At 68.8% G+C, this 18,461-nt stretch carries 21 protein-coding genes, 1 tRNA gene and 1 pseudogene; 8 read left to right on the top strand and 15 right to left on the bottom strand.

Going from position 1 to position 18,461, the window contains the following annotated elements:
• Positions 1-48: 48 nt before the first annotated feature.
• Genes ACSMXV_RS16690 through ACSMXV_RS16680 form a run of 3 tightly spaced genes read left to right on the top strand, consistent with a single transcriptional unit; the run spans position 49 to position 942 of the window.
• Entirely contained in the window at positions 49-342 is a 294-nt protein-coding gene (locus tag ACSMXV_RS16690; RefSeq protein ID WP_473178390.1) for a transposase, read from the top strand.
• The gene (locus ACSMXV_RS16685) at positions 342-644 is read left to right on the top strand and encodes an IS3 family transposase (RefSeq protein ID WP_473178389.1); all 303 of its coding nucleotides are present in this window, start codon (positions 342-344) and stop codon (positions 642-644) included. The genes ACSMXV_RS16690 and ACSMXV_RS16685 overlap by 1 nt, the downstream gene beginning before the upstream one ends.
• Before the next feature lie 55 nt (positions 645-699).
• Positions 700-942, top strand: a complete 243-nt coding sequence (locus ACSMXV_RS16680) for a hypothetical protein (protein ID WP_473178388.1) — start codon at positions 700-702, stop codon at positions 940-942.
• 4 nt (positions 943-946) lie between these two features.
• Here ACSMXV_RS16680 and ACSMXV_RS16675 read toward each other — a convergent pair whose 3' ends face one another.
• Positions 947-1,381, bottom strand: coding sequence for a helix-turn-helix domain-containing protein (locus tag ACSMXV_RS16675; RefSeq protein WP_473178387.1), 435 nt, complete (start codon positions 1,379-1,381; stop codon positions 947-949).
• Positions 1,382-1,526: 145 nt separating this feature from the next.
• Between ACSMXV_RS16675 and ACSMXV_RS16670 the strand changes: the two genes are divergently transcribed.
• Together ACSMXV_RS16670 and ACSMXV_RS16665 are read left to right on the top strand one after the other, a co-directional pair.
• Positions 1,527-2,174, top strand: coding sequence for a GOLPH3/VPS74 family protein (locus ACSMXV_RS16670; RefSeq protein WP_473178386.1), 648 nt, complete (start codon positions 1,527-1,529; stop codon positions 2,172-2,174).
• Positions 2,175-2,711: 537 nt separating this feature from the next.
• Positions 2,712-3,950, top strand: coding sequence for an acyl-CoA dehydrogenase family protein (locus tag ACSMXV_RS16665; RefSeq protein WP_473178385.1), 1,239 nt, complete (start codon positions 2,712-2,714; stop codon positions 3,948-3,950).
• Between the two features lie 120 nt (positions 3,951-4,070).
• On the opposite strand, the gene ACSMXV_RS16660 is transcribed toward ACSMXV_RS16665, so the two are convergent.
• The 6 genes from ACSMXV_RS16660 to ACSMXV_RS16635 all read right to left on the bottom strand — a co-directional run bounded on the left by ACSMXV_RS16660 (position 4,071) and on the right by ACSMXV_RS16635 (position 9,052).
• Complete coding sequence (locus ACSMXV_RS16660) at positions 4,071-4,652, bottom strand: GAF domain-containing protein (protein ID WP_473178384.1); 582 nt, start codon at positions 4,650-4,652, stop codon at positions 4,071-4,073.
• Between the two features lie 54 nt (positions 4,653-4,706).
• The gene (locus tag ACSMXV_RS16655) at positions 4,707-5,306 is read right to left on the bottom strand and encodes a GTP-binding protein (protein WP_473178383.1); all 600 of its coding nucleotides are present in this window, start codon (positions 5,304-5,306) and stop codon (positions 4,707-4,709) included.
• Positions 5,284-5,679: a DUF742 domain-containing protein gene (locus ACSMXV_RS16650; protein ID WP_473178382.1), complete on the bottom strand. Its 396-nt coding sequence runs from the start codon at positions 5,677-5,679 to the stop codon at positions 5,284-5,286. The genes ACSMXV_RS16655 and ACSMXV_RS16650 overlap by 23 nt, the downstream gene beginning before the upstream one ends.
• Positions 5,666-6,097, bottom strand: a complete 432-nt coding sequence (locus tag ACSMXV_RS16645; protein WP_473178381.1) for a roadblock/LC7 domain-containing protein — start codon at positions 6,095-6,097, stop codon at positions 5,666-5,668. Before ACSMXV_RS16645 ends, ACSMXV_RS16650 begins: the two co-directional genes overlap by 14 nt.
• A 38-nt stretch (positions 6,098-6,135) precedes the next feature.
• Positions 6,136-7,653, bottom strand: a complete 1,518-nt coding sequence (locus tag ACSMXV_RS16640) for a sensor histidine kinase (protein WP_473178380.1) — start codon at positions 7,651-7,653, stop codon at positions 6,136-6,138.
• Between the two features lie 466 nt (positions 7,654-8,119).
• Entirely contained in the window at positions 8,120-9,052 is a 933-nt protein-coding gene (locus ACSMXV_RS16635; protein ID WP_473178379.1) for a lysylphosphatidylglycerol synthase transmembrane domain-containing protein, read from the bottom strand.
• Positions 9,053-9,287: 235 nt separating this feature from the next.
• On the opposite strand from ACSMXV_RS16635, the pseudogene ACSMXV_RS16630 reads away from it, so the two are divergent.
• A pseudogene (locus tag ACSMXV_RS16630) lies at positions 9,288-9,443 on the top strand (M6 family metalloprotease domain-containing protein); the annotation flags it as partial.
• Between the two features lie 306 nt (positions 9,444-9,749).
• Here the strand turns inward: ACSMXV_RS16630 and ACSMXV_RS16625 are convergent.
• The 6 genes from ACSMXV_RS16625 to ehuB all read right to left on the bottom strand — a co-directional run bounded on the left by ACSMXV_RS16625 (position 9,750) and on the right by ehuB (position 14,054).
• A tRNA-Lys gene (locus ACSMXV_RS16625) sits at positions 9,750-9,823 on the bottom strand.
• A 176-nt stretch (positions 9,824-9,999) separates the two neighbouring features.
• Complete coding sequence (locus ACSMXV_RS16620) at positions 10,000-10,758, bottom strand: IclR family transcriptional regulator (protein WP_473178378.1); 759 nt, start codon at positions 10,756-10,758, stop codon at positions 10,000-10,002.
• 201 nt (positions 10,759-10,959) lie between these two features.
• Entirely contained in the window at positions 10,960-11,778 is an 819-nt protein-coding gene (gene ehuA, locus ACSMXV_RS16615) for an ectoine/hydroxyectoine ABC transporter ATP-binding protein EhuA (protein WP_473178377.1), read from the bottom strand.
• Complete coding sequence (ehuD, locus tag ACSMXV_RS16610; protein WP_473178376.1) at positions 11,768-12,418, bottom strand: ectoine/hydroxyectoine ABC transporter permease subunit EhuD; 651 nt, start codon at positions 12,416-12,418, stop codon at positions 11,768-11,770. Before ehuD ends, ehuA begins: the two co-directional genes overlap by 11 nt.
• Positions 12,415-13,158: an ectoine/hydroxyectoine ABC transporter permease subunit EhuC gene (ehuC, locus tag ACSMXV_RS16605; protein WP_473178375.1), complete on the bottom strand. Its 744-nt coding sequence runs from the start codon at positions 13,156-13,158 to the stop codon at positions 12,415-12,417. Before ehuC ends, ehuD begins: the two co-directional genes overlap by 4 nt.
• Positions 13,155-14,054: an ectoine/hydroxyectoine ABC transporter substrate-binding protein EhuB gene (gene ehuB / locus ACSMXV_RS16600; protein ID WP_473178374.1), complete on the bottom strand. Its 900-nt coding sequence runs from the start codon at positions 14,052-14,054 to the stop codon at positions 13,155-13,157. Before ehuB ends, ehuC begins: the two co-directional genes overlap by 4 nt.
• 118 nt (positions 14,055-14,172) lie before the next feature.
• Between ehuB and ACSMXV_RS16595 the strand changes: the two genes are divergently transcribed.
• Positions 14,173-14,721, top strand: a complete 549-nt coding sequence (locus tag ACSMXV_RS16595; RefSeq protein WP_181660701.1) for a DUF3830 family protein — start codon at positions 14,173-14,175, stop codon at positions 14,719-14,721.
• A 201-nt stretch (positions 14,722-14,922) separates the two neighbouring features.
• On the opposite strand, the gene ACSMXV_RS16590 is transcribed toward ACSMXV_RS16595, so the two are convergent.
• Entirely contained in the window at positions 14,923-16,323 is a 1,401-nt protein-coding gene (locus ACSMXV_RS16590) for an amidase (RefSeq protein WP_473178373.1), read from the bottom strand.
• A gap of 86 nt (positions 16,324-16,409) precedes the next feature.
• Positions 16,410-17,357: a D-2-hydroxyacid dehydrogenase gene (locus ACSMXV_RS16585; RefSeq protein WP_473178372.1), complete on the bottom strand. Its 948-nt coding sequence runs from the start codon at positions 17,355-17,357 to the stop codon at positions 16,410-16,412.
• 292 nt (positions 17,358-17,649) lie between these two features.
• Here ACSMXV_RS16585 and ACSMXV_RS16580 point away from each other — a divergent pair, with 292 nt between their 5' ends.
• Positions 17,650-18,456: a maleate cis-trans isomerase family protein gene (locus ACSMXV_RS16580; protein ID WP_473178371.1), complete on the top strand. Its 807-nt coding sequence runs from the start codon at positions 17,650-17,652 to the stop codon at positions 18,454-18,456.
• Positions 18,457-18,461 lie beyond the last annotated feature (5 nt).

The following is an 18,461-nucleotide window of genomic DNA, read 5'->3' as shown; positions in this document are numbered from 1 at the left end:
AGCCGGGAGATGGACCTCGTCTCCAGTCCTCCGGAGGGATGAACATCCATGCGTTACCCACCCGAGGTGCGCCGCCAGGCCCTCGACCTGCTCGCCGTGGGTGAGCCCGTGAAGAAGGTGGCCGTCGATCTCGGCCTCAAAGAGCGGACGATCTACCAGTGGCGACGCAGATATCTGCCACACCTCCGGAGAGGACGGTCCATCCCGCATGCCGGGGCCGAACTCAACGCCGCACGCAAACGCATCACCGAGCTGGAGACCGAGCTCGCCGTCCTGCGACGCGCGACCGACCTGCTGTGCGATGCCGTGTCCCCAAAAGGCGATTCGAGGCAGTACACGTGATGGCCCAGGACGGGCTGCCCGTGCGGATCGCCACCAGGGTCCTGGGGGTGACCGAGTCCGGCTACTTCACCTGGCGCTCGCGCCCTCCCTCCGCACGGTCCTTCCGTCACTCCTGGCTCACCGAAGTCATCACCGCCATCCACACTGCCTCGGGCGCCACCTATGGATATCGACGTATTCACGAGGAACTGACGCTGAGATACGGCATCACGGTCAGCCACGGAACGGTGCAACTCCTGATGCGCCGGGCCGGTATCCACGGCGTCTCAGGTGACTCCGGGCGGGCGGCTGACGCGCCCTGAGTCCGAGTTCCTTCGAGGCTTCGTACCCGAGCGAGAGAGTGATCGGAGCACGATCATGGAATTCCCGGCCTTTCCGACGCCTCCGCTGCCCATCGCCGCGTTCCTGCGCCCCTATATGCGCGTGGGGGAGGACCTGCCGGCAACGCAGGCACATCAGGTGATGCTGCACTGTGCGCTGGACGCCGCATGCATCCCCGTACGGTTGACCGACACCGATGCCGTCGCCCGGATCGCCGAGCTCGACTACCAGACGGTGAGTGCAGTGATCGGCTGGCTGCGGACCCTGAGGGATCGGTGAGCGGTCAGCCGGCGCCCGAGTCGGGGCCGGAGTCGGCGTCAGGGCCGAGGTCGGGGTCCAGGTCCGGGTCGGGGTTGCTGCGCAGCAGGGATTCGACGAGCGCCGTGACGTGCCGGCGGTCGGCCACGGACAGTCGCTGGACGCTGGCGATGAGGGTGGCGACCTCGGGGTCGGCGGCGGCGGTGCCGGCCGGCTCTTCGAAGTACAGATGGATCCCGCAGGCCTCGGCGGCGGCCCTGCGGACGGAGTCCAGGGGCAGCTCCAGCCCTCTGGCCAGGCCCTCCAGGGTGGCCTGTTGCGGCATACGGGCCACGCGCTCGACAGTTGCCAGGTGATGGACGGTGGAACGCGGGATGCCGCCGCGCCGGGCCACGTCGCCGTAGGACCAGCCCCGCTGTTCCAGTCGGCTCTTCACCAATTCCTGCAGTGCGTTGGCCACGGGAGGGTTTCTTCCTGCTAGCGATGACTTGACGCGTACCGGTGATGACGAGTCTATGTCGCCGGGTGGGTGGTGCCTCCAGACCAATCCTGCGCGAACCCGGCGGGGACACCGTCACGCACCGTGAACAGAAAGAAGAGCGTGTATGTCCACTCTGACCGAGGATCTGGCTCTGCTGCTCCTCAACGAGTCCGGCCGGAGCACCGTCGACCTGGGGCGCCGACGCCGTGCGGTGGGCAGCGCGATCCTGCTCGACCTGGTGCGGGCCGACCGGATCGTCGTCGAGTCCCCCGCACACGCGTTACCGGACGTCCGGCCCGTCGTACGTGACAGTGCGCCCACCGGGGACCCGGTGCTCGACAAGGCTCTCCAGACCCTCGTGGCCGAGCAGACGAGGCTGGACTGGGTGGCCGAGACGATCGGCCACGACTGCTGGCCGCCGCTGCTGCAGCGCCTGGTCGACCGTGGGTTGCTACGGCAGGAGGAGGGACGGCTCCTCGGCCTCGTCCGCACCCACGCCTGGCCGCTCGTCGATCACGCGTACAAGAGGGAAGCCGTGCGGCGCGTCCGTGACGCGGTCATCCAGGGCCAGAAGGAGGATGAGCCGACGCTGCTCCTGGTCATGCTCCTGCACTCGGTCGGCGCTCTCGCGGCGGTTATGCCGGGCGAGGACAGAGAGAAGGTCGAGGTGAGGGCCGCGCGGCTCCTCCGGAACACCGTGACCGACAGCCCATGGCACGAGGCGTTCCGGGGCCTGGACACGGCTCTCTTCACGGTACTGCTGGCGAGCTGACGCCACTTCCGGCGAGGTGACGCTCCGGGAGAATCCCCGGCCGCTCCGGTTCCCGCCGGGGCCCCATCACTCGGGACGGGAAGCCCCCGAAGACAAGGGGGCGCGGAACCGTGCGCACGCCCTCGCACGTGCACCTGAGCGCCCTTCCCGGTACGGCCGAAATACGACAATCGCCCCGGTCAAACATGCGTGCTGGACAGGACAGGCCGCAGTGGCCGGTTTCCAGTGCCTCGCAGTTGCCTCCCCAGCTGGCAAGTGCCTGGTGGGCAGGCCATTGGCGCGTGGAGCCCTCTCTTCTCGCACTCCCGCAGCTCCACCCGCCACGTATCAGTATTTGGGCAAGATGCGTACTGCATCGCACAGTTAGGATCAAAATGCAACACGTAAGGTTTCAGCCAAAGACTATAAATGATCTTGGCTGCGATGGGTCGACTTGTGGACCATGTTCACGTCGGCAGCCTGGGGGACGGGGAACCACTGCCCGACGGACAACCCCCCGTTCCACCGGACGCGGGGAGACGCGGAGAAGGGCTTGTCGTGGAACGCTACTTCACAACCCAGAGACACGAGGATCTACGACAGCGTGTGCGCGACTTCGCCGAACGCGAAGTCCGCCCCCGTATCGAGGACATGGAAGCCAAGCGTGTCGTCGCCCACCAGTTGTCTCGGCTGATAGCCCGTCAGGGCCTGATCGGCGCGACCATCGACATGGCGTACGGCGGAATGGGCGCCGGACACCTGGCCAAGACCATCATCATCGAAGAAGTGTCCCGCGTCAGCGGGGCGATGGGCGCAATGGTCCAGGCATCGCAGCTGGGCACAGCCAAGATCATCCACTTCGGAAACGAGCAGCAGCGGCAGACCTGGCTGCCGCGCATCGCCGCGGGTGACTGCCTTCCCACGATCGCGGTCACCGAGCCGGAATCAGGCGGCCACGTCCTGGGCATGGCCAGCACGGCGGTCCGTGACGGCGATGACTACATCCTCAACGGCCGCAAGGTCTTCGTCGGAAACTCCCATGTCGGAGACCTGCACGGCGTCGTCGTCCGTACAGGCCCCGGATCGAGGGGACTCTCGGCCTTCCTTGTCGAGGCCCACCGGCCCGGCTTCTCGCTCGCCGAGCACCAGCCCGCCATGGGACTTCACGGCTTCTCGTTCGGGGAGCTGAGATTCGACAACTGCCGGGTGCCGGCGGCGAACCTGCTCGGCAGGGAAGGTCAAGGCCTCGAAGTCGCCTACAGTTCGTCGATCCTCTACGGGCGCCCCAACCTCACCGCGGTCAGTCTGGGCATACACCAAGCCATCCTCGAGGAGACGACCGCCTTCTGCATCGAGCGCGAGAGGTACGGCAAACCGCTCGGCGAGCTCGGCAACATCAAGCTCAAGCTGGGCAGAATACAGTCCCGGCTCATGACGGCCCGACTGGCGGCCTACCACGCCGTGCACTCGCTGGACCGCGGGCTGCCCTGCGACGCGGAACTCATGAACGCCAAACTCCTCAACCATGAGTACGCCGTCGAGTCGGCCAACGACGCCATGGAGATCCATGCCGCGGCGGGCTTGTTCACCAACCGGCCCATAGAGCGCTATCTGCGCGACGCGCAACACATCTACGCGCCGGCCGGCACGAGCGACGTCCAGCTCCTGCGCCTGGGCGAACTGGCCCTCGGCACCAGCAAGGGGCAGTGGTCCGAGCGCCTGGCCGACCTCGTGCGGACCGTGCCGACGGAGCACCGCCAGGAGGAGCAGCTGGCGACAGTCGGCCACCCGGTCTGAGACACAGCCCGGCGACAGCCGGCCACCCGATCTGAAACGCAAGGGAGCCACGGACACAGCGCCGTGCCCGCGGCTCCCCATATGGATCAGGCGCCCTCGCAGAGGCGCGCCCACGCCTGCTCAGGGCCGGCCGTCCTCGATGTCGTGAATCCGGCGAACCAGTTGCTCCGCCATACCCTTGATCGTCTCCACACCCTCCTGCCCCCAGTCCCGAGTCTCGGTGTCCACCACGCAGATCGTGCCGAGCGTGATGCCGGTGCGAGTGTCGATCAGGGGCGTACCCAAATACGCGCGGATACCCAGTTTGTCGATGACCGGATTGCCCGCGAACCTCGGATAGGCGCAGACGTCACCCAGTGGCATCGCCTTGCGGCGCGTGACGACGTGCGGGCACCAGCCGTGATCCTTCGGCATCTCCCGGCCCGGTTCGGCGTGTTGAGGGAGCTCCACGCCCGTCTGGTCGGGCTCCTGGGTGTAGAGCCCGGCGAAGTACTGGCGGTTGTCGTCGATGAAGTTGACCATGGCGTAGGGAGCGCCCGTTATATGGGCCAGGCTCTTGGCGAATTCGTCGAACTCCGGGATGGGGGCGTCACCGATTCCGATCTCCCGCAGCCTGGCGACGCGTGCGGCAGCGTGGGGGTCCTGGGGGGTGGCGAGCCGGTTGCTCGGGTCATATGGGGCGTAGGGCTCAGGAGTGGACATGGGAACTCCGTTCGACTGCGGTATTCGGCTGCGCTGCGATGAGCTGAGCTGGGGTCACTGCAAGTGGGGCTCCGCCGCCGGCGGCGCGGGAACGGAGCTGCTGAGCACGTGCTGTACGAGTTCCACCAGCACGCGGGTGCCCGAGCTGGAGATCCGGGCGTCGCACATCACGATGGGCACGTCTCCCCTGAGGTCGAGCGCGGCGCGAACCTCGTCGGGGCTGTAGCGGTAGGCGTTGTCCCACTCGTTGACCGCCACGACGAAAGGTATGGAGCGGCGCTCGAAGTAGTCGACGGCGGCGAAGCAGTGGTCGAGCCTGCGGGTGTCGGCGAGCACCACGGCGCCGAGGGCCCCGTTCGACAGCTCGTCCCACATGAACCAGAACCGCTCCTGGCCCGGTGTGCCGAACAGGTAGAGGACCGCTTTGTCGAGGGTGATGCGGCCGAAGTCCATCGCCACCGTGGTGGTCGACTTGTCCTCGACGCCCTCCAGGCTGTCGGTCGCCGCGCTGACCGTGGTCAGCAGCTCCTCGGTGCTCAGCGGGGTGATCTCGCTGACCGCTCCGACAAAGGTGGTCTTACCCACCCCGAAGCCGCCCGCGATAAGGATCTTGAGGGCTGTGGGGAAGGGGTCAGAGCCGCTTGCGAAGGCCACGCAGCACCGCCTCCAGGGTCTCTCGGTCGGTTGGGATTGCCGCCTCGATGGCATGGGGCGCCCGCGTGATGAGCGCCTTGTGCTCAGCGAGGTCGCTGACAAGGACTTTCGTGATGACGGCAGGCTGCCCGATGTGGGCGGCCAACTCGGCCACCGAGACGGGCTCGGCACGGCACAGGTCGAGGATCTGGTCATGGTCGGGGCCGAGATAGGACTTCGGCCTGCTGCCGGTGGCCATCACGAGGGTGAGAAGATCAAAGTGCGCCTTGGGGCGGGTTCGGCCGCCGCTGACGGTGTAGGGCCGGACCAGACGGCCGGCCTCTGCGTCCAGCCACATGCCGTCCCGCGCGTCCGCGTCCTCAGAACCCGGCATCGAACGACACGTTCGCCGGTCGACGGGCGGGCGTGGCAAGGTGCTTGCGGGCTTTCTTGATCAGCATCGCCATCTCGTACCCCAACGTGTCGGCGTGAGTCTCCGTCCCGGCGAGCACAGCCAGGACCGCGCCGGAGCCCGCTGAGCATACGAACAGCAGTGCCGTGCTGACCTCCACGATGACCTGCCGCACCTCGCCGCCGCCCCCGAACCGGCCTGCGACGCCCTTGCCGAGCGACGAAAGTCCGGACGCGATGGCAGCCAGGCTGTCCGCATCGTCGTCGTGGAGGCCCACAGCGGCCTTCTTCAGCCCGTCAGAGGACAACAGCAAGGCGTGCCGGGTGCCGGGCACCGTATTGATCAAGTTCTGGAGGAGCCAGTCGAGATCTTCCTGGCCCGCGGTACGGATATCGCTCATTGGTGACGTTCTTCTCCTGTTAGTGACGGAGCCTGCGGCTAGCGGGAGCCGTCGGACGGACTCTCGTCCGCGCCCTCGGCACGATTGAAGCCCCCCGTGAAAGCAGTCCAGTTGCGCATGCTGGGCTCCACGTCGTCCTCGCCCCCCGGCGTACGAGTGCCGGGGGTGTCCATGAGCTGCGGGACCAGGTGCTGCTGCGCGTTGCGCCTCGGCAGCTCCGGTCGCCCGTCCTGGGCGTCGACGTGGTGCGCGGAACCGTAGTCGCGCGGCGGGGCCGCCTCGGCGGTCCGGGGCTGGTGCTGCGGTACGTGCGGCGACATGGTCACACGCCGGACCTCGGGCAGCGGCTGCGCAACCGCTGGGGGAGCGGCCAAAGGCTGGGCCGCGGGTGCCGCCTGGACGGCAGAACGCTGGGCGGGGACCGCCGTGGTGTGCCGGGGCATGTCAACTGTCGCAGGACGCGGCGCGACAGGTTCATCCTCATCACCGAGGAGCCGGTGCGGGATGACGACAACGGCCTGGACGCCGCCGTAGATGTTCCGTCGCAGCTGCACCGCGATGCCATGCCGACGGGCCAGCTCGGCGACCACGAACAGGCCGATACGGCCGTCGGCGAGCAGCCTGCTGACGTCGACGTCGTTGGGGTTGGCGAGCAGCGCGTTGACCCGCCCCTGGTCCTCGGGCGGCATGCCGAGGCCACGGTCCTCGACCTCCACGGCCAGCCCGGCGGCGACCCTTTGGGAACTGAGCAGCACGTTCGTGTGCGGCTTGGAGAACACCGTGGCGTTCTCGACCAGTTCGGCCAGCAGGTGAATGACGTCGGCGACGGCGTGGCCGTGGAGGGTTCCCTCGATCTCCGGCACGAGCTTGACCCGGGAGTACTGCTCGACCTCGGCGATCGAGGACCTGAGTACCTCCATGAGACTCACCGGGCTGCTCCACTGGCGGCGTGAGACGGCGCCTCCGAGCACCGCGAGATTCTCCGCATAGCGCCGGTTCCGCGTCAGCAGGTGATCGACCTGGAAGAGGCGCTTGAGCAGCTCGGGGTCCTCGACCTCGTGCTCGAGGTCGTCGATCTCCCCGATCGCGCGATGCACCAGAGACTGCAGCCGTCGGGCCAGATTGGCGAATACCTCGGCCCTCTCCCTTCCTTCGCCCTCCGAGGTGGGCACGGCGGGCTGCGCCACCTGTATGAGAGCCGCGGTGGCGTGCGACCTCAGGAGAGCGATCTCGTGAGCGAGGCGGTCGAGAGGTCCCGCCTCGAGCGGGCCGGGACGAGCGAACGCAGGCTGTTCGATCCGCTCTCCGCGCGCCAGGCGGTGCAGCATCTCCTGCAGGTCCGCCTGGCCCCCGGCAGCAAGGCGCTGCAGGGCCGCGTACCGGCGCGACGTCCCTCGGGCCTCGGCATTCGCCGCGACTACGGCGCCGGCCACACAGCTGCAGCCGAGAACCGCGGCGGCGGCCAGAACGCCCCAGGTGGCGGCGTCGGCGGTGCCCTCCTGCATGAGCAGGACGATGACGACGACGGCAATGGAGACCACCGCGAGGGCGGCCACAGGGAGGACGGCCAGGCGAAGGAAACGGGAACGCGTGGCGGAATCCGGTGCTGGTTCCTGGGCCGGAGGCCTGCCGTGCCTCTTCCGTTTCGGGGCCGCGGCCGCCGGCTGACCGGCGGCCGGGCGCGCTGCATAGGTCGGTTCAGGCATCGGAGTCCTCTCGATCAGCCAGTACGGACACACACGCCGACGCTCCGCAGGCTGCCCGTCAACATCAACACGCGTACCAGATCGGGCAGTTAAATGCGTCGATACCCTACGCCACTCTCATTCAGCTGACGTAATCGCACCGACGTACCAGGCTGTCGCACATACGTGAACAACTGCGAAACGAACCGCGCGCAAGGAGCGCCCGCCGAGGCCTGGTGTGCTGGAGACCGTTGAGCGCGGCTTCCACCGCCCACCCGCCAAGATCACCGCGACCTGCGGAGGCTCCCCTACGTGTGTCTGGAGCAGCTCGTGCGGGTCACAACACCTTGCCGCGCACGAGGGCAGTGAGCACGAGTGCGCCCGGCAGCAGGGGCAGCCAGACCGTCAGGACGCGGTAGCCGATGACGGTCGCCGTCGCCAGGGCCACCGGCGCGCCGAACGCGGAGAGGGTGAGCACCAGCGCCGCATCCACCGAGCCGATGCCGCCTGGCGTGGGTATGGCCCCGGCCGCGGCGCTGGCGGCGAGATACGCGAGGGCCACATGCGCCCACGGCAGCGGCAGGCCGAGCGAGGCCCCGACCGAGGCGACCACGCTCGCCTGGAGCAGGGGAAAGGCGGCCGCACCACCCCACAGGGCGAGGATGCGCCTGGGCCGGGTGTGCAGGAGCCGCGCGTCGGTCAGGGCTGTGCGTACGAATCCGAGGATCAGGCGGCGCAGCGGACGTATGGCCGTGACGAGCAGGGCTGCCCCGGCGAGGCCGGCGATCAGGCACCCGATGGCCAGGAGCAACGCCCGCTCGCCCGGGATGAGCTCACCAAGGCGCAACGCGCCCGGGAAGGCGGCAAGGAGCGTGAGGATCAGCAGCATCCCTGCGATCGGTTTGACCAGTGAGTACAAGGCGAGCGAGGCGGTGGCCCGCGCGAGGGGTATGCCGCGGCCCTGCAGAAAGCGCAGGGTGACGGCATGGGCGCCGAGGCCCGCCGGAAGTACGTGGTTGGCAGCCCCCGCGGCGAACTGTGACGCCAGCAGAAGCCCCGGCGGAAGCCGTTCCGGGACGGCTCCCTGCCGGATGCACGAGGCGGCCGCCCAGCACAGGCAGGTGAAGACGGCCCCGGTCAGCAGCCACCTGGGATCGGCAGAGGTCAGCCGAGCGGCGCCGTCGTGCACCACGCGCCAATGGGCCGCCGTCCATACCCCGATCAGCAGGAGCGGGAGCAGACACAGCGCCCGGCGGACCCGGCGTGCCACGGAGGGGGAAGAGTCGGGGGCGCACTGCGTTCGTGGAAGCTCGTCGAGCTGGAGCGGGGACACAGGGCACGTCGTCCTTCGGTGTCGCGCCGGCGCGCTGCGCGGCGGACGGGTGTGAGGCGGGGCAAGGGGACGCCAGGAGCGTTCCCGCCCCGCGTGACGGCACGGTGTCCGGCAGCCGAAGGAGCGTCAGCGGGCGGATGGGCGTGGAGGGACGAACGTCGGATGAAACAGGGCCTGCTGGGACGAGTCGGTGTACCCGCCGCTCGCGGACGCTCCGGTACGGGTCGGCGAGACGTTCAAGGTGCCGGGTGAGCGGACCTGGATCCAGGTGGTGGGCCGGTCGCCCTCCGGGGCGTGGACCGTGAAGATCACGCCCTGCCGGGCCTGACCGTCTTGACCTGTGATTTCCCTGTCTCCTGACAGCCTTCGTACCTCCTGTCAGCGCGCCTGACAGCCGTGTCAGCGCCTGGATGTCGGTGTGGCTCGGGATGGTGGCCAAGACCCGGGTTCCGTGCAGGGCCTGATGACCATCCTGGTTCTGCCGCTCACCTTTGCCAGCAACGTCTTCGTCCCCGCCGAGGGCATGTCCGGCTGGTTGCGGGCCTGGTCCGATCCCAGCCCCACCCACGATCAAGAAACGCGAAAGGGCGCCCTCGGAAACCGAGAACGCCCAGGTCAGCGACCTAATCGCTAGTGCGCCGCCAGGGACTCGAACCCCGGACCCGCTGATTAAGAGTCAGCTGCTCTAACCAACTGAGCTAGCGGCGCCTGCTGACAAAGAAAATACTACCTGGTCCCGAGGGGTGCTCATGACCACGGCGGCCGGCGCAAGATCCCCCGTCTCCGGAGCCCCGCAACCCCGGCGCCAACAGACCGACGGCAGCTAGTGCCCCAACAGGCAACGTTCGCCCCGTCGCGACGGGCAAACGTTGCCTGCCGGGGCACTAGATCGCCAACGACAGCACCACCGGTGCCGCCTCCCGGTTGAGTGTGTCCGCGGCCTGGCGCAGCCGGTACGCGTGCTCGATCGGGAGGGAGAGGGCGAGGCAGCCGACGGCCGAGCCGGCCGTGACCGGGACGGCCGCGCAGACCGTACCCACCGCGTATTCCTGCAGGTCGAGCACCGGCACCGTGGGCGGCTGGGAGTCGAGCCTGTTGAGCAGGACACGCTCGTTGGTGATCGTCCGCGACGTGAGCCGCGCCATCTTGTGGCGGGAGAGGTGATCGCGGCGGCCGTTCAGGTCGAGCTGGCCGAGCAGGGACTTGCCGATCGCGCTGGCGTGCGCGGCGGAGCGGAAGTCCACCCACTCGTTGACCTTGGGCGTGCGGGGACTGTCCGCGCACTGTGTGACACGGATCTCCCCGTCGACGTACCGGCTGAAATAGACCGCGGCGCCCACCGAGTCGCGCAGCCTGTCCAGGGTGTCCTGGAGCTTGTCACGCAGGGCCTGGTCACGGCCCTGTGCGGAGCTCAGCCTGGTCAGGGCGTCGCCCGCGTTGTACGCGCCGTCCGTCATCCGCTCGATGTACCCCTCGCGGCACAGTATTCGCAGCAGAGGTGCAAGTCGCTCGGCGGGCAGCCCCGTGTCCCGTGCGAGCTCGGCGTGGGACACGCCGGTACCGCGCCGGGAGATGATCTCCAGTAGACGCAAGGTGTGCTGCACCGAGTGGGGCGGCACGGTCGGTTCGTGCTTCAGCGCCACGGCGTTCCCCCTGCTATGGGCCTGTTCCGGACAGCTGGGCTCCGTACCACGATAGCCGCCAACCGGCCCTCGTGGACCGGTTGTTGATGAGATGCGTGGCGCGTTCCATGCCTCTCAGCAGGAACGCGCCACGCTGGCATATGCCAGAGTCATGACCCGGCGCTCCGGCCTCGGGGGTTGCCGTTGATGATCACCGAGATCTCACAGGACGGCGCTGAGAAATTCCCTCGTCCTCTCCTGCTCAGGATCACCGAAGATCTTTTCGGGGGTCCCGGATTCGATGACACGGCCGGAGTCGAACATCAATACCTGGTCGGAAATGTCCCGAGCGAAGTTCATCTCGTGGGTGACGCAGAGCATGGTGATGTCCGTGGTGCGGGCGATATCGCGCAGGACGTCCAGGACTCCGGCTACCAGTTCCGGGTCGAGGGCCGAGGTCACCTCGTCGAGCAGCAGCACCTGCGGGCGCATCGCGAGCGCGCGGGCTATCGCGACGCGCTGCTGCTGTCCGCCGGACAGCTGTGTCGGGTACGCGTCGCAGCGGTCGGCGAGGCCGACCATGTCGAGCAGCTCGCGGGCGCGCTCCTCCGCCTCGTCCTTCGACAGGCCGAGGACGGTGACCGGCGCCTCGGTGATGTTGCGGAGCACCTTCATGTTCGGGAAGAGGTTGAACTGCTGGAAGACCATCCCGATGTTCTTGCGGACCTCGCGGATGTGCTTCTCGCCGGCCGGGACCAGCCTGCCGTTCTTGTCCTCGTGCGTGAGGTAGTCGCCGTTGACCTTGATCGTGCCCTCGTCCGGGCGGGTCAGGGTCATCAGCAGCCGCAGGATCGTCGTCTTGCCGGAGCCGGACGGGCCGATCAGCGTGACGTGCTTGCCGGAGGCGACGGAGAAGTCGAGCTCGTCGAGGACGGTGTTGGCGCCGAAGCGCTTGGTGACCTTGTCGAAGCGGATCAGCTCGCTGCCGTCCACCGGCGGGTTGGCAAGGTCGTTCTCTATGGGGTTCGTGTCAGCGGACAAGGCGTCGCTCCAGGGCTCGGAGGAGAAGAGAAGCCGGGTAGGCGATGACGATGAAAGCGAGGCCGACGACGGTCAGCGGCTCGGTGTACTGGAAGGTCGAGGCGCCCTGCAGCCGAGCCTGCTGGAGCATCTCCAGCACGCCGATCGACATGAGCAAAGGCGTGTCCTTCAGCATCGAGATCACGTAGTTGCCGAGCGCGGGGACCACCCGGCGGAAGGCCTGCGGCAGGATCACCGCGAACCAGGTGCGGCGCCCCGGGAGGCTGAGCGCGGTCGCCGCCTCCCACTGGCCGACCGGCACCGCCTCGATGCCTGCGCGGTAGACCTGCGCGGTGTACGTCGAGTAGTGCAGACCGATCGCGACGATGCCGGTGGTCAGCGCGGAGAACTGGATTCCCCACTCAGGCAGCACGAAGAACAGGAAGAACAGCTGCACCAGCAGTGGCGTGTTGCGGATGAACTCGGTGATCAGCCCCACGGGCCACCGTATGAAGCGCGCCGGAGCGCGGAAGGCGATCGCCCAGACCAGGCCCAGGGTGAAGGAGATGAGCGAGCCGAGCACCAGGGCCTGGAGGGTGGTGAGGACACCGTCCCAGAACGCCGGCATGAAATCGGCGACGGCCGACCAGTCCCAGTTCATGAGGCACCTCCGGTGCTGGACCAGTCACGCGACATCTCGGTCTGCTGGCGCAGCCCGAGCTTCTGCGTGATGAGGATCTTCTTCGGCGGGGTCTGTCCGATCCCGGCCTTGGCTTTGCGCTCCAGCGCCCGCATGCCTCGGGTGAGGACGAAGGCGAGTACGAAGTAGATGACGAGCGAGATCGTGTAGATCTGCGCGCTCTCCAGGGTGGCCAGGCGCACCAGATAGGCGGCGAAGGACACGTCCCCGACGCCCAGCAGGGACACCAGCGCGGTGCCCTTGAGTAGCTCGATCAGCAGATTGCTGAACGGCGGGATCATCTCGGGCACGGCCTGCGGCAGCATGATCAGCCGCATCCGCTGCCACGGGGTGAAGCTGAGCGCGACCCCCGCCTCGCGCTGAGCCGGTGCCACCGCGTTGAGCGCCCCGCGTACGACCTCCGCGCCGTACGCACCGTACGACAGGCCGAGGGCGAGGACGGCCGCCCACATCGGGACCAGCTGCCAGCCCGCGAGCGGCGGCAGCACGAAGAACATCCAGAACATCAGCACCAGGGCCGACGTGCCGCGGAAGACCTCGGTGTAGAAGCCCGCGAGGAACCGGACGAACCTCGACCGGTGGGTGCGGGCCGCGCCGACGGCGAAGGCGACGACGGTGGCCAGTGCCGCGCTGTAGAGGGTCAGTTGGATCGTGATCCAGATGCCCGGAAGGACCCAGTGTTGCCACAGTCCGGTGGTCATACGGCGCAGAGCTCCTTCGCCGTCATCTTGGTCATTTCCTTCTCGGTGAATCCGAAGGGCCGCAGGATGCGGAAGAGTTCACCGCTCGCCTTCATCTTGTGGATCTCCTGGTTGAAGGCGTCGCGCAGCTCGGTGTCCACGGGACGGAAGGCGAAGCCGCCGCCGTCGATCTTCTTCTTGCCGTCGACGAGCGGGGCGAAGGCCTCGGTGGCCTCTGCCCTGCGGCTCTTCTTGACCACTTCCCGGACGGTGAGCGCGGTGCCCGCGAAGACGTCGGCGCGGCCCGACTCGACGGCGTTCAGCCCGGCCACCTGGTCCTGCAGGATGATGATGTCCTTCTCGGGGTAGCCCGCGGCGGTCGCGTACCCGATCTCGGCATAGCCGGTGCCGGTCGCGAACCTGGCCTTGGCCTTGACCACATCCTCGTACGAGTGCAGGTTCTTCGGATTCCCCTTGCGCACGATGAACGCGTCGAGCATCTGGTACTCGGGGTCGGAGAAGATGACCTGCTGGCAGCGCTCCTTGTTGATGTACATCCCGGCCGAGACGACATCGAACTGCTGCGAGTTGAGGCCCGGTATGAGGGAGCCGAACTCGGTGGCGACGGGCTGGACGCTGTCGATGCCGAGCCGCTTGAAGATCACTTTGGCCAGTTCCGGCGCCTCGCCGGTGAACTCACCGTCCTTGCCGATGTATCCGAACGGGATCTCGCCCGCGATGCCGAGCCGCACCGTGCCCTGCGAGCGGAGCCGCTCCAGCGAGTCTCCCTCCTGCACCCGGCTGCAGCCCGCGGCGCCTCCCACGGCGGCCGCGGCGCCGAGCGCGGCGGTACCCGCGAGCAGGGCGCGTCGCCCCACACCACGTTGTTCTTGTCGGTCTCGTCTTGTCGGAGCCATGGGCGCGCGGCTACCCGAGAACATGCGAAGTATTCGGACGAGTTTGCGCCCGTGATCTTTGACCAGGACATGTGCGTGCCGTGAGAAGCGGTCTTGACCTCATGGGGACGATGGGTTCATGACGGATCGCACGAATGGCGTGAATCGCACGGAACGATTGGTGGACCGCACGGATCGCTTCATCGAAGTCTCCCTCGAGAAACGGGGAGTTCGCTGCACGGCGAAGCTGCTCGACGACCGAGCCCCGGTCACGTGCGCGGCGGTGTGGGACGCGCTGCCGCTCGGCGGCGACGTCTATCACGCGAAGTACGCCCGGAACGAGATCTATGCCCTCTTCCCGGCCTTCGCCGCCCAGGAACCCCCACTCGAGAACCCGACAGTGACCCCCATCCCCGGCGACCTCTGCTACTTCTCCTTCTCCGGTACCGAACTGGGCACTCAGGCCTACGGATACGAGCCCGGCGCCGATGTCCGGGCCGGCACGACGGTCGTCGACCTGGCGCTGTTCTACGAGCGCAACAACCTGTTGCTCAACGGCGATGTGGGGTGGGTGCCGGGGATCGTGTGGGGGCAGGTGGTGGAGGGCCTGGACCGGATGGCGGAGGCGTGCAACGACTTGTGGCGCGGGGGAGCGCTGGGGGAGACGCTGTCGTTCCGCCGGCTCTAAGCGGCCCCGGGGAAGTTCAGGCACGCCCCCACGCCGCCCGGCACGCTCCCCCACTGCCTTAAGGGCGTGGGAGGTGCCCCCACTCGCCGCACCGGCCAAAGGCCCAAGTAGCTCCGCTACGAGGGCCTTCGTCCGGCACGCCGAGAGCACGCACCGGACGACGCGGGAACGCACCCGCACTTCCCCGGCACCGCTTAGCTCCTACAGGGCGGGCGGCGCCACCCCGGCGGCGCCCGCCTCGTACAGCGCATGCGCCGCCCGCAGAACCACTGCGTCCTCGTGCCGCGCAGCCACGATCTGCAGCCCCACCGGCAGCCCGGAACCGTCCAGGCCCACCGGCACGGACGCCGCAGGCTGCTGCGTCAGGTTGAAGGGATAGGTGAAGGGCGTCCACCCGGTCCAGCGGCGGTGGCCGGACCGGGCCGGCACCTCGACGCCCGCCTCGAAAGCGGTCAGCGGCAACGTCGGGGTGACCAGCAGGTCGTACGTCTCGTGGAAGTGCCCCATCCGCCGCCCGAGGTCCATCCGCACGTCCACGGCCGCCAGATAGTCGAGCGCGCTGTACCCGGCCCCGTACCTGCAGATCTCCTGCAGCCCCGGGTCCAGCAACTCCCGTTGGGCGGCGTGCAGTTTCTGGGCGACCCGCGCGGCCCCGCTGAACCACAGGGTGTGGAAAGCCTCCACCGGCTCGGTGAAGTCGGGGTCGGTCTCCTCGACGTACGCCCCCAGCTCCGCGAGCCGTGCCACCGCTCGCCGGACCGCGGCCGCGACGGCCGGCTGCACCGCGACCTGGCCGCCGAGCGAAGGCGAGTACGCGACGCGCAGCCCGCGCACCCCGCCGCCGAGCGTGTCCTGGAAACTGCCCGGGGCCTGTCCCAGCTGCGACCAGTCGCGCCAGTCGGGACCACTGATCACATCCATCATCAGCGCCGCGTCCGCCGCGTCGCGGGTCATCGGCCCGACGTGTGACAGCGTCCCGAAGGCGCTCGCGGGATACAGCGGCACCCGCCCGTACGTCGGCTTCAGCGCGAAGATCCCGCAGAACGCCGCGGGGATACGGACACTGCCGCCCCCGTCCGTGCCCAGCGACAGCGGCCCCGCGCCGAGCGCCACGGCCGCCGCGCTGCCGCCGCTGGAGCCGCCCGCGGTGCGCGAGGTGTCGTACGGATTGCGGGTCACGCCGGACAGCGGCGAGTCCGTGACGCCCTTCCAGCCGAACTCGGGCGTCGTCGTCTTGCCCAGGAAGACCGCGCCGTGCTCCCGCAGCCGCGCCACCGACGGGGCGTCCTCGTCCCAGACGCCCTCGGGGCGAACCGTCCGCGATCCGCGCAGCGTGGGGCCGCCGCGCAGCAGCAGGATGTCCTTCACGGAGACCGGTACGCCGTCCACGAGACCGGCCGGTTCGCCGCGCACCCAGCGCCGCGTGGACTCCTCGGCCCGCGCGAGCGCGTCGTCCGCGTCCACACGTACGAAGGCGTTGACCGCGGGCTCCGTCTCCTCGATGCGCCGCAGTGCCGCGCGCGTGGCGTCGACGGGGCTGAACTCCCCCTTGCGGTAGCCGTCGACGAGCTGTGCCGCGGTCAGGTCGGTGAGCTCGGTCATGCGCTCTCCCAGGGTCGGTGGCGACGGGCGGCGATGGGCAGTGCGTAACGATGGACGGAGTGCGTGACGACGGACAGAAGGCTTGATCAACGCCCCGGTACATACCCACGTTTCTTGTCCACCACGTTCAGCAGAGGCCTCCCCGCCTCCCACCGCTCGAACAGCTCGACGAACTGAGTTCCGAGGTCGTCCCGCCAGCCGATCGTGTCGCCGCTCATGTGCGGCGATACGAGCAGCCCGGGGGCGTCCCACAGCGGGTTGTCGGGCGGCAGCGGCTCGTGTTCGAAGACATCGAGCGCGGCGCCCGCGAGCCACCGCTTCGACAGCGCCTGGGCCAGGTCCTTCTCGACGACGAGTGCCCCACGGCCCACGTTGATGAACCGCGCAGAGGGCTGCATCACGCCGAACCGCCGCTCGTCGAACATGCCGCGTGTCTCGTCCGTGAGCGGTGCCGCGCACACCACCCAGTCGGCGCGCGCGATCAGCCGGTCCAGGTCCTCCGGGCCGTGGATACCGGTCCGCGGAGTGCGGCCCACCAGGGCCGTCATCACGCCCAGCGCCTTCAGCGTCCTCTCGATCGCCCGCCCGATCGGGCCGGAACCGACCACGCACGCGCGCGTGCCCGCCACCCGCTGTGTTTCACGGTGGCGCCACTCGCGCTCCCGTTGCAGGTCCCACGTCCGCGGGAGATCCTTGGCCATGGCCAGGACGAGAGCGGCCACGTACTCGGCGATCGGCTGGTCGAAGATGCCGCGCGCGTTCGTCACGACGGTGTCGGACGCGACGAGTTCCGGGCAGAGCACATGGTCCACGCCCGCGCTCGCGGTGTGCACCCAGCGCGGCCGCGGCCCGTCGCCGGGCCAGGCGCGGCGTACCGCGTGCGAGGTGAAGTCCCACACCAACAGCACGTCGGCGTCCGGAAGTTGCTTGGCCAGTGATGCCTCGTCGGCATGAATGACGCGGGCCCGTCCGGTCAGCCGTCCCAGCCGCGGCGGTGGCTCCGCGTCCAGGACAAGAAGGGTTACTTCGGACATCGGGGGGAAACCGTTTCGCAATGCCGGTCCGCTTCTCTGGATGGATTGCCGGTCATGGGGCCGTGGCCGGGGTCGTGGGAGATGTGCGGATTGACCACGCTGGCACCCGAACCTACCTTCGTCAACACAGGCCCGGCGCCGGCTGTCCGGTCCTGCACCCCGTGTACCGGCTCCCCGGCACGGATCCTCAGTCCCGACGTCCCGGCATGAGCCGGCTCCCGCTCCTCCTTCCGGCCGACGGCCGGCCCTTCCTCAGCACAACTGCTCACCTTCAGTGAACAGGGGCCTGGTTATGGACGTCTCCTTCCTGGGCGGCCCCCGCCCGCAACGCGGTGTCGGCGTCGTCGCACCCTTCGACTTCGCGCTCGACCGCGAGCTGTGGCGATGGGTCCCCGACGACGTGTCGCTGCATCTCACCCGTACGCCGTACGTGCCCGTCGAGGTCAGTCTCGACCTGGCGCGGCTGGTCAGCGAGCACGAGACGCTGGGGGAGGCGGTCCGGGCGCTGAGCGCCGCCGAGCCGGAGGTCCTCGCCTACGCCTGCACGTCGGGCAGCTTCGTGGGCGGCATCGCGGGTGAGCGCGCCATGTGCGAGGCGATGACACGCGCCACGGCCGAGGAGGAGCTCCCCGCGCTGACCACATCGGGTGCGCTGCTCGAGGCGCTGGACGAGCTTCAGGCCCGGCGCATCGCGCTGGTCACCCCGTACACGGTGTCGGTGACCAGGGCTCTGGAGGAGTATCTGGCCGAGGCGGGCGTGCAGGTGACGGGCCGGGCCTGCCTGGGCCTGACCCGGCACATCTGGAAGGTGCCCTACCGCGACGTGGTCGCCATGGCGAGGCATGCTGTACGGGGAGCGGCGGACGCGCTCTTCATCAGCTGTACGAATCTTCCGACGTACGACGTGATCCCCCAGCTGGAGGCCGAGCTGCGGATACCGGTGATCTCGGCCAACCAGGTGACGATGTGGTCGGCCCTGCGTCGTCTGGGTACGCGTGCCGTGGGGCCGTACCAGGCGCTGATCGATCCCGGCGCGAGGCCGGGCGCGGCTCAGCTCGACCCCCCTGCTCTGCCCGACGGACCTCCCCCCTTGCCCTGACGCCA

Source organism: Streptomyces sp. DSM 42067, from assembly GCF_055792885.1.
This window is presented reverse-complemented; position numbering and strand designations above follow the sequence as displayed.

What these genes read in the sequence shown, in the direction of transcription:
- ACSMXV_RS16580 (WP_473178371.1), top strand. Translation starts at nt 17,650, where the DNA reads ATGGACGTCTCCTTCCTGGGCGGCCCCCGCCCGCAACGCGGTGTCGGC.
- ehuB (WP_473178374.1), bottom strand. Translation starts at nt 14,054, where the DNA reads ATGGCTCCGACAAGACGAGACCGACAAGAACAACGTGGTGTGGGGCGA.
- ACSMXV_RS16650 (WP_473178382.1), bottom strand. Translation starts at nt 5,679, where the DNA reads ATGCCGGGTTCTGAGGACGCGGACGCGCGGGACGGCATGTGGCTGGAC.
- ACSMXV_RS16595 (WP_181660701.1), top strand. Translation starts at nt 14,173, where the DNA reads ATGACGGATCGCACGAATGGCGTGAATCGCACGGAACGATTGGTGGAC.
- ACSMXV_RS16585 (WP_473178372.1), bottom strand. Translation starts at nt 17,357, where the DNA reads ATGTCCGAAGTAACCCTTCTTGTCCTGGACGCGGAGCCACCGCCGCGG.
- ACSMXV_RS16660 (WP_473178384.1), bottom strand. Translation starts at nt 4,652, where the DNA reads ATGTCCACTCCTGAGCCCTACGCCCCATATGACCCGAGCAACCGGCTC.
- ehuC (WP_473178375.1), bottom strand. Translation starts at nt 13,158, where the DNA reads ATGACCACCGGACTGTGGCAACACTGGGTCCTTCCGGGCATCTGGATC.
- ACSMXV_RS16645 (WP_473178381.1), bottom strand. Translation starts at nt 6,097, where the DNA reads ATGAGCGATATCCGTACCGCGGGCCAGGAAGATCTCGACTGGCTCCTC.
- ACSMXV_RS16685 (WP_473178389.1), top strand. Translation starts at nt 342, where the DNA reads ATGGCCCAGGACGGGCTGCCCGTGCGGATCGCCACCAGGGTCCTGGGG.
- ehuD (WP_473178376.1), bottom strand. Translation starts at nt 12,418, where the DNA reads ATGAACTGGGACTGGTCGGCCGTCGCCGATTTCATGCCGGCGTTCTGG.
- ACSMXV_RS16690 (WP_473178390.1), top strand. Translation starts at nt 49, where the DNA reads ATGCGTTACCCACCCGAGGTGCGCCGCCAGGCCCTCGACCTGCTCGCC.
- ACSMXV_RS16590 (WP_473178373.1), bottom strand. Translation starts at nt 16,323, where the DNA reads ATGACCGAGCTCACCGACCTGACCGCGGCACAGCTCGTCGACGGCTAC.
- ACSMXV_RS16680 (WP_473178388.1), top strand. Translation starts at nt 700, where the DNA reads ATGGAATTCCCGGCCTTTCCGACGCCTCCGCTGCCCATCGCCGCGTTC.
- ACSMXV_RS16670 (WP_473178386.1), top strand. Translation starts at nt 1,527, where the DNA reads ATGTCCACTCTGACCGAGGATCTGGCTCTGCTGCTCCTCAACGAGTCC.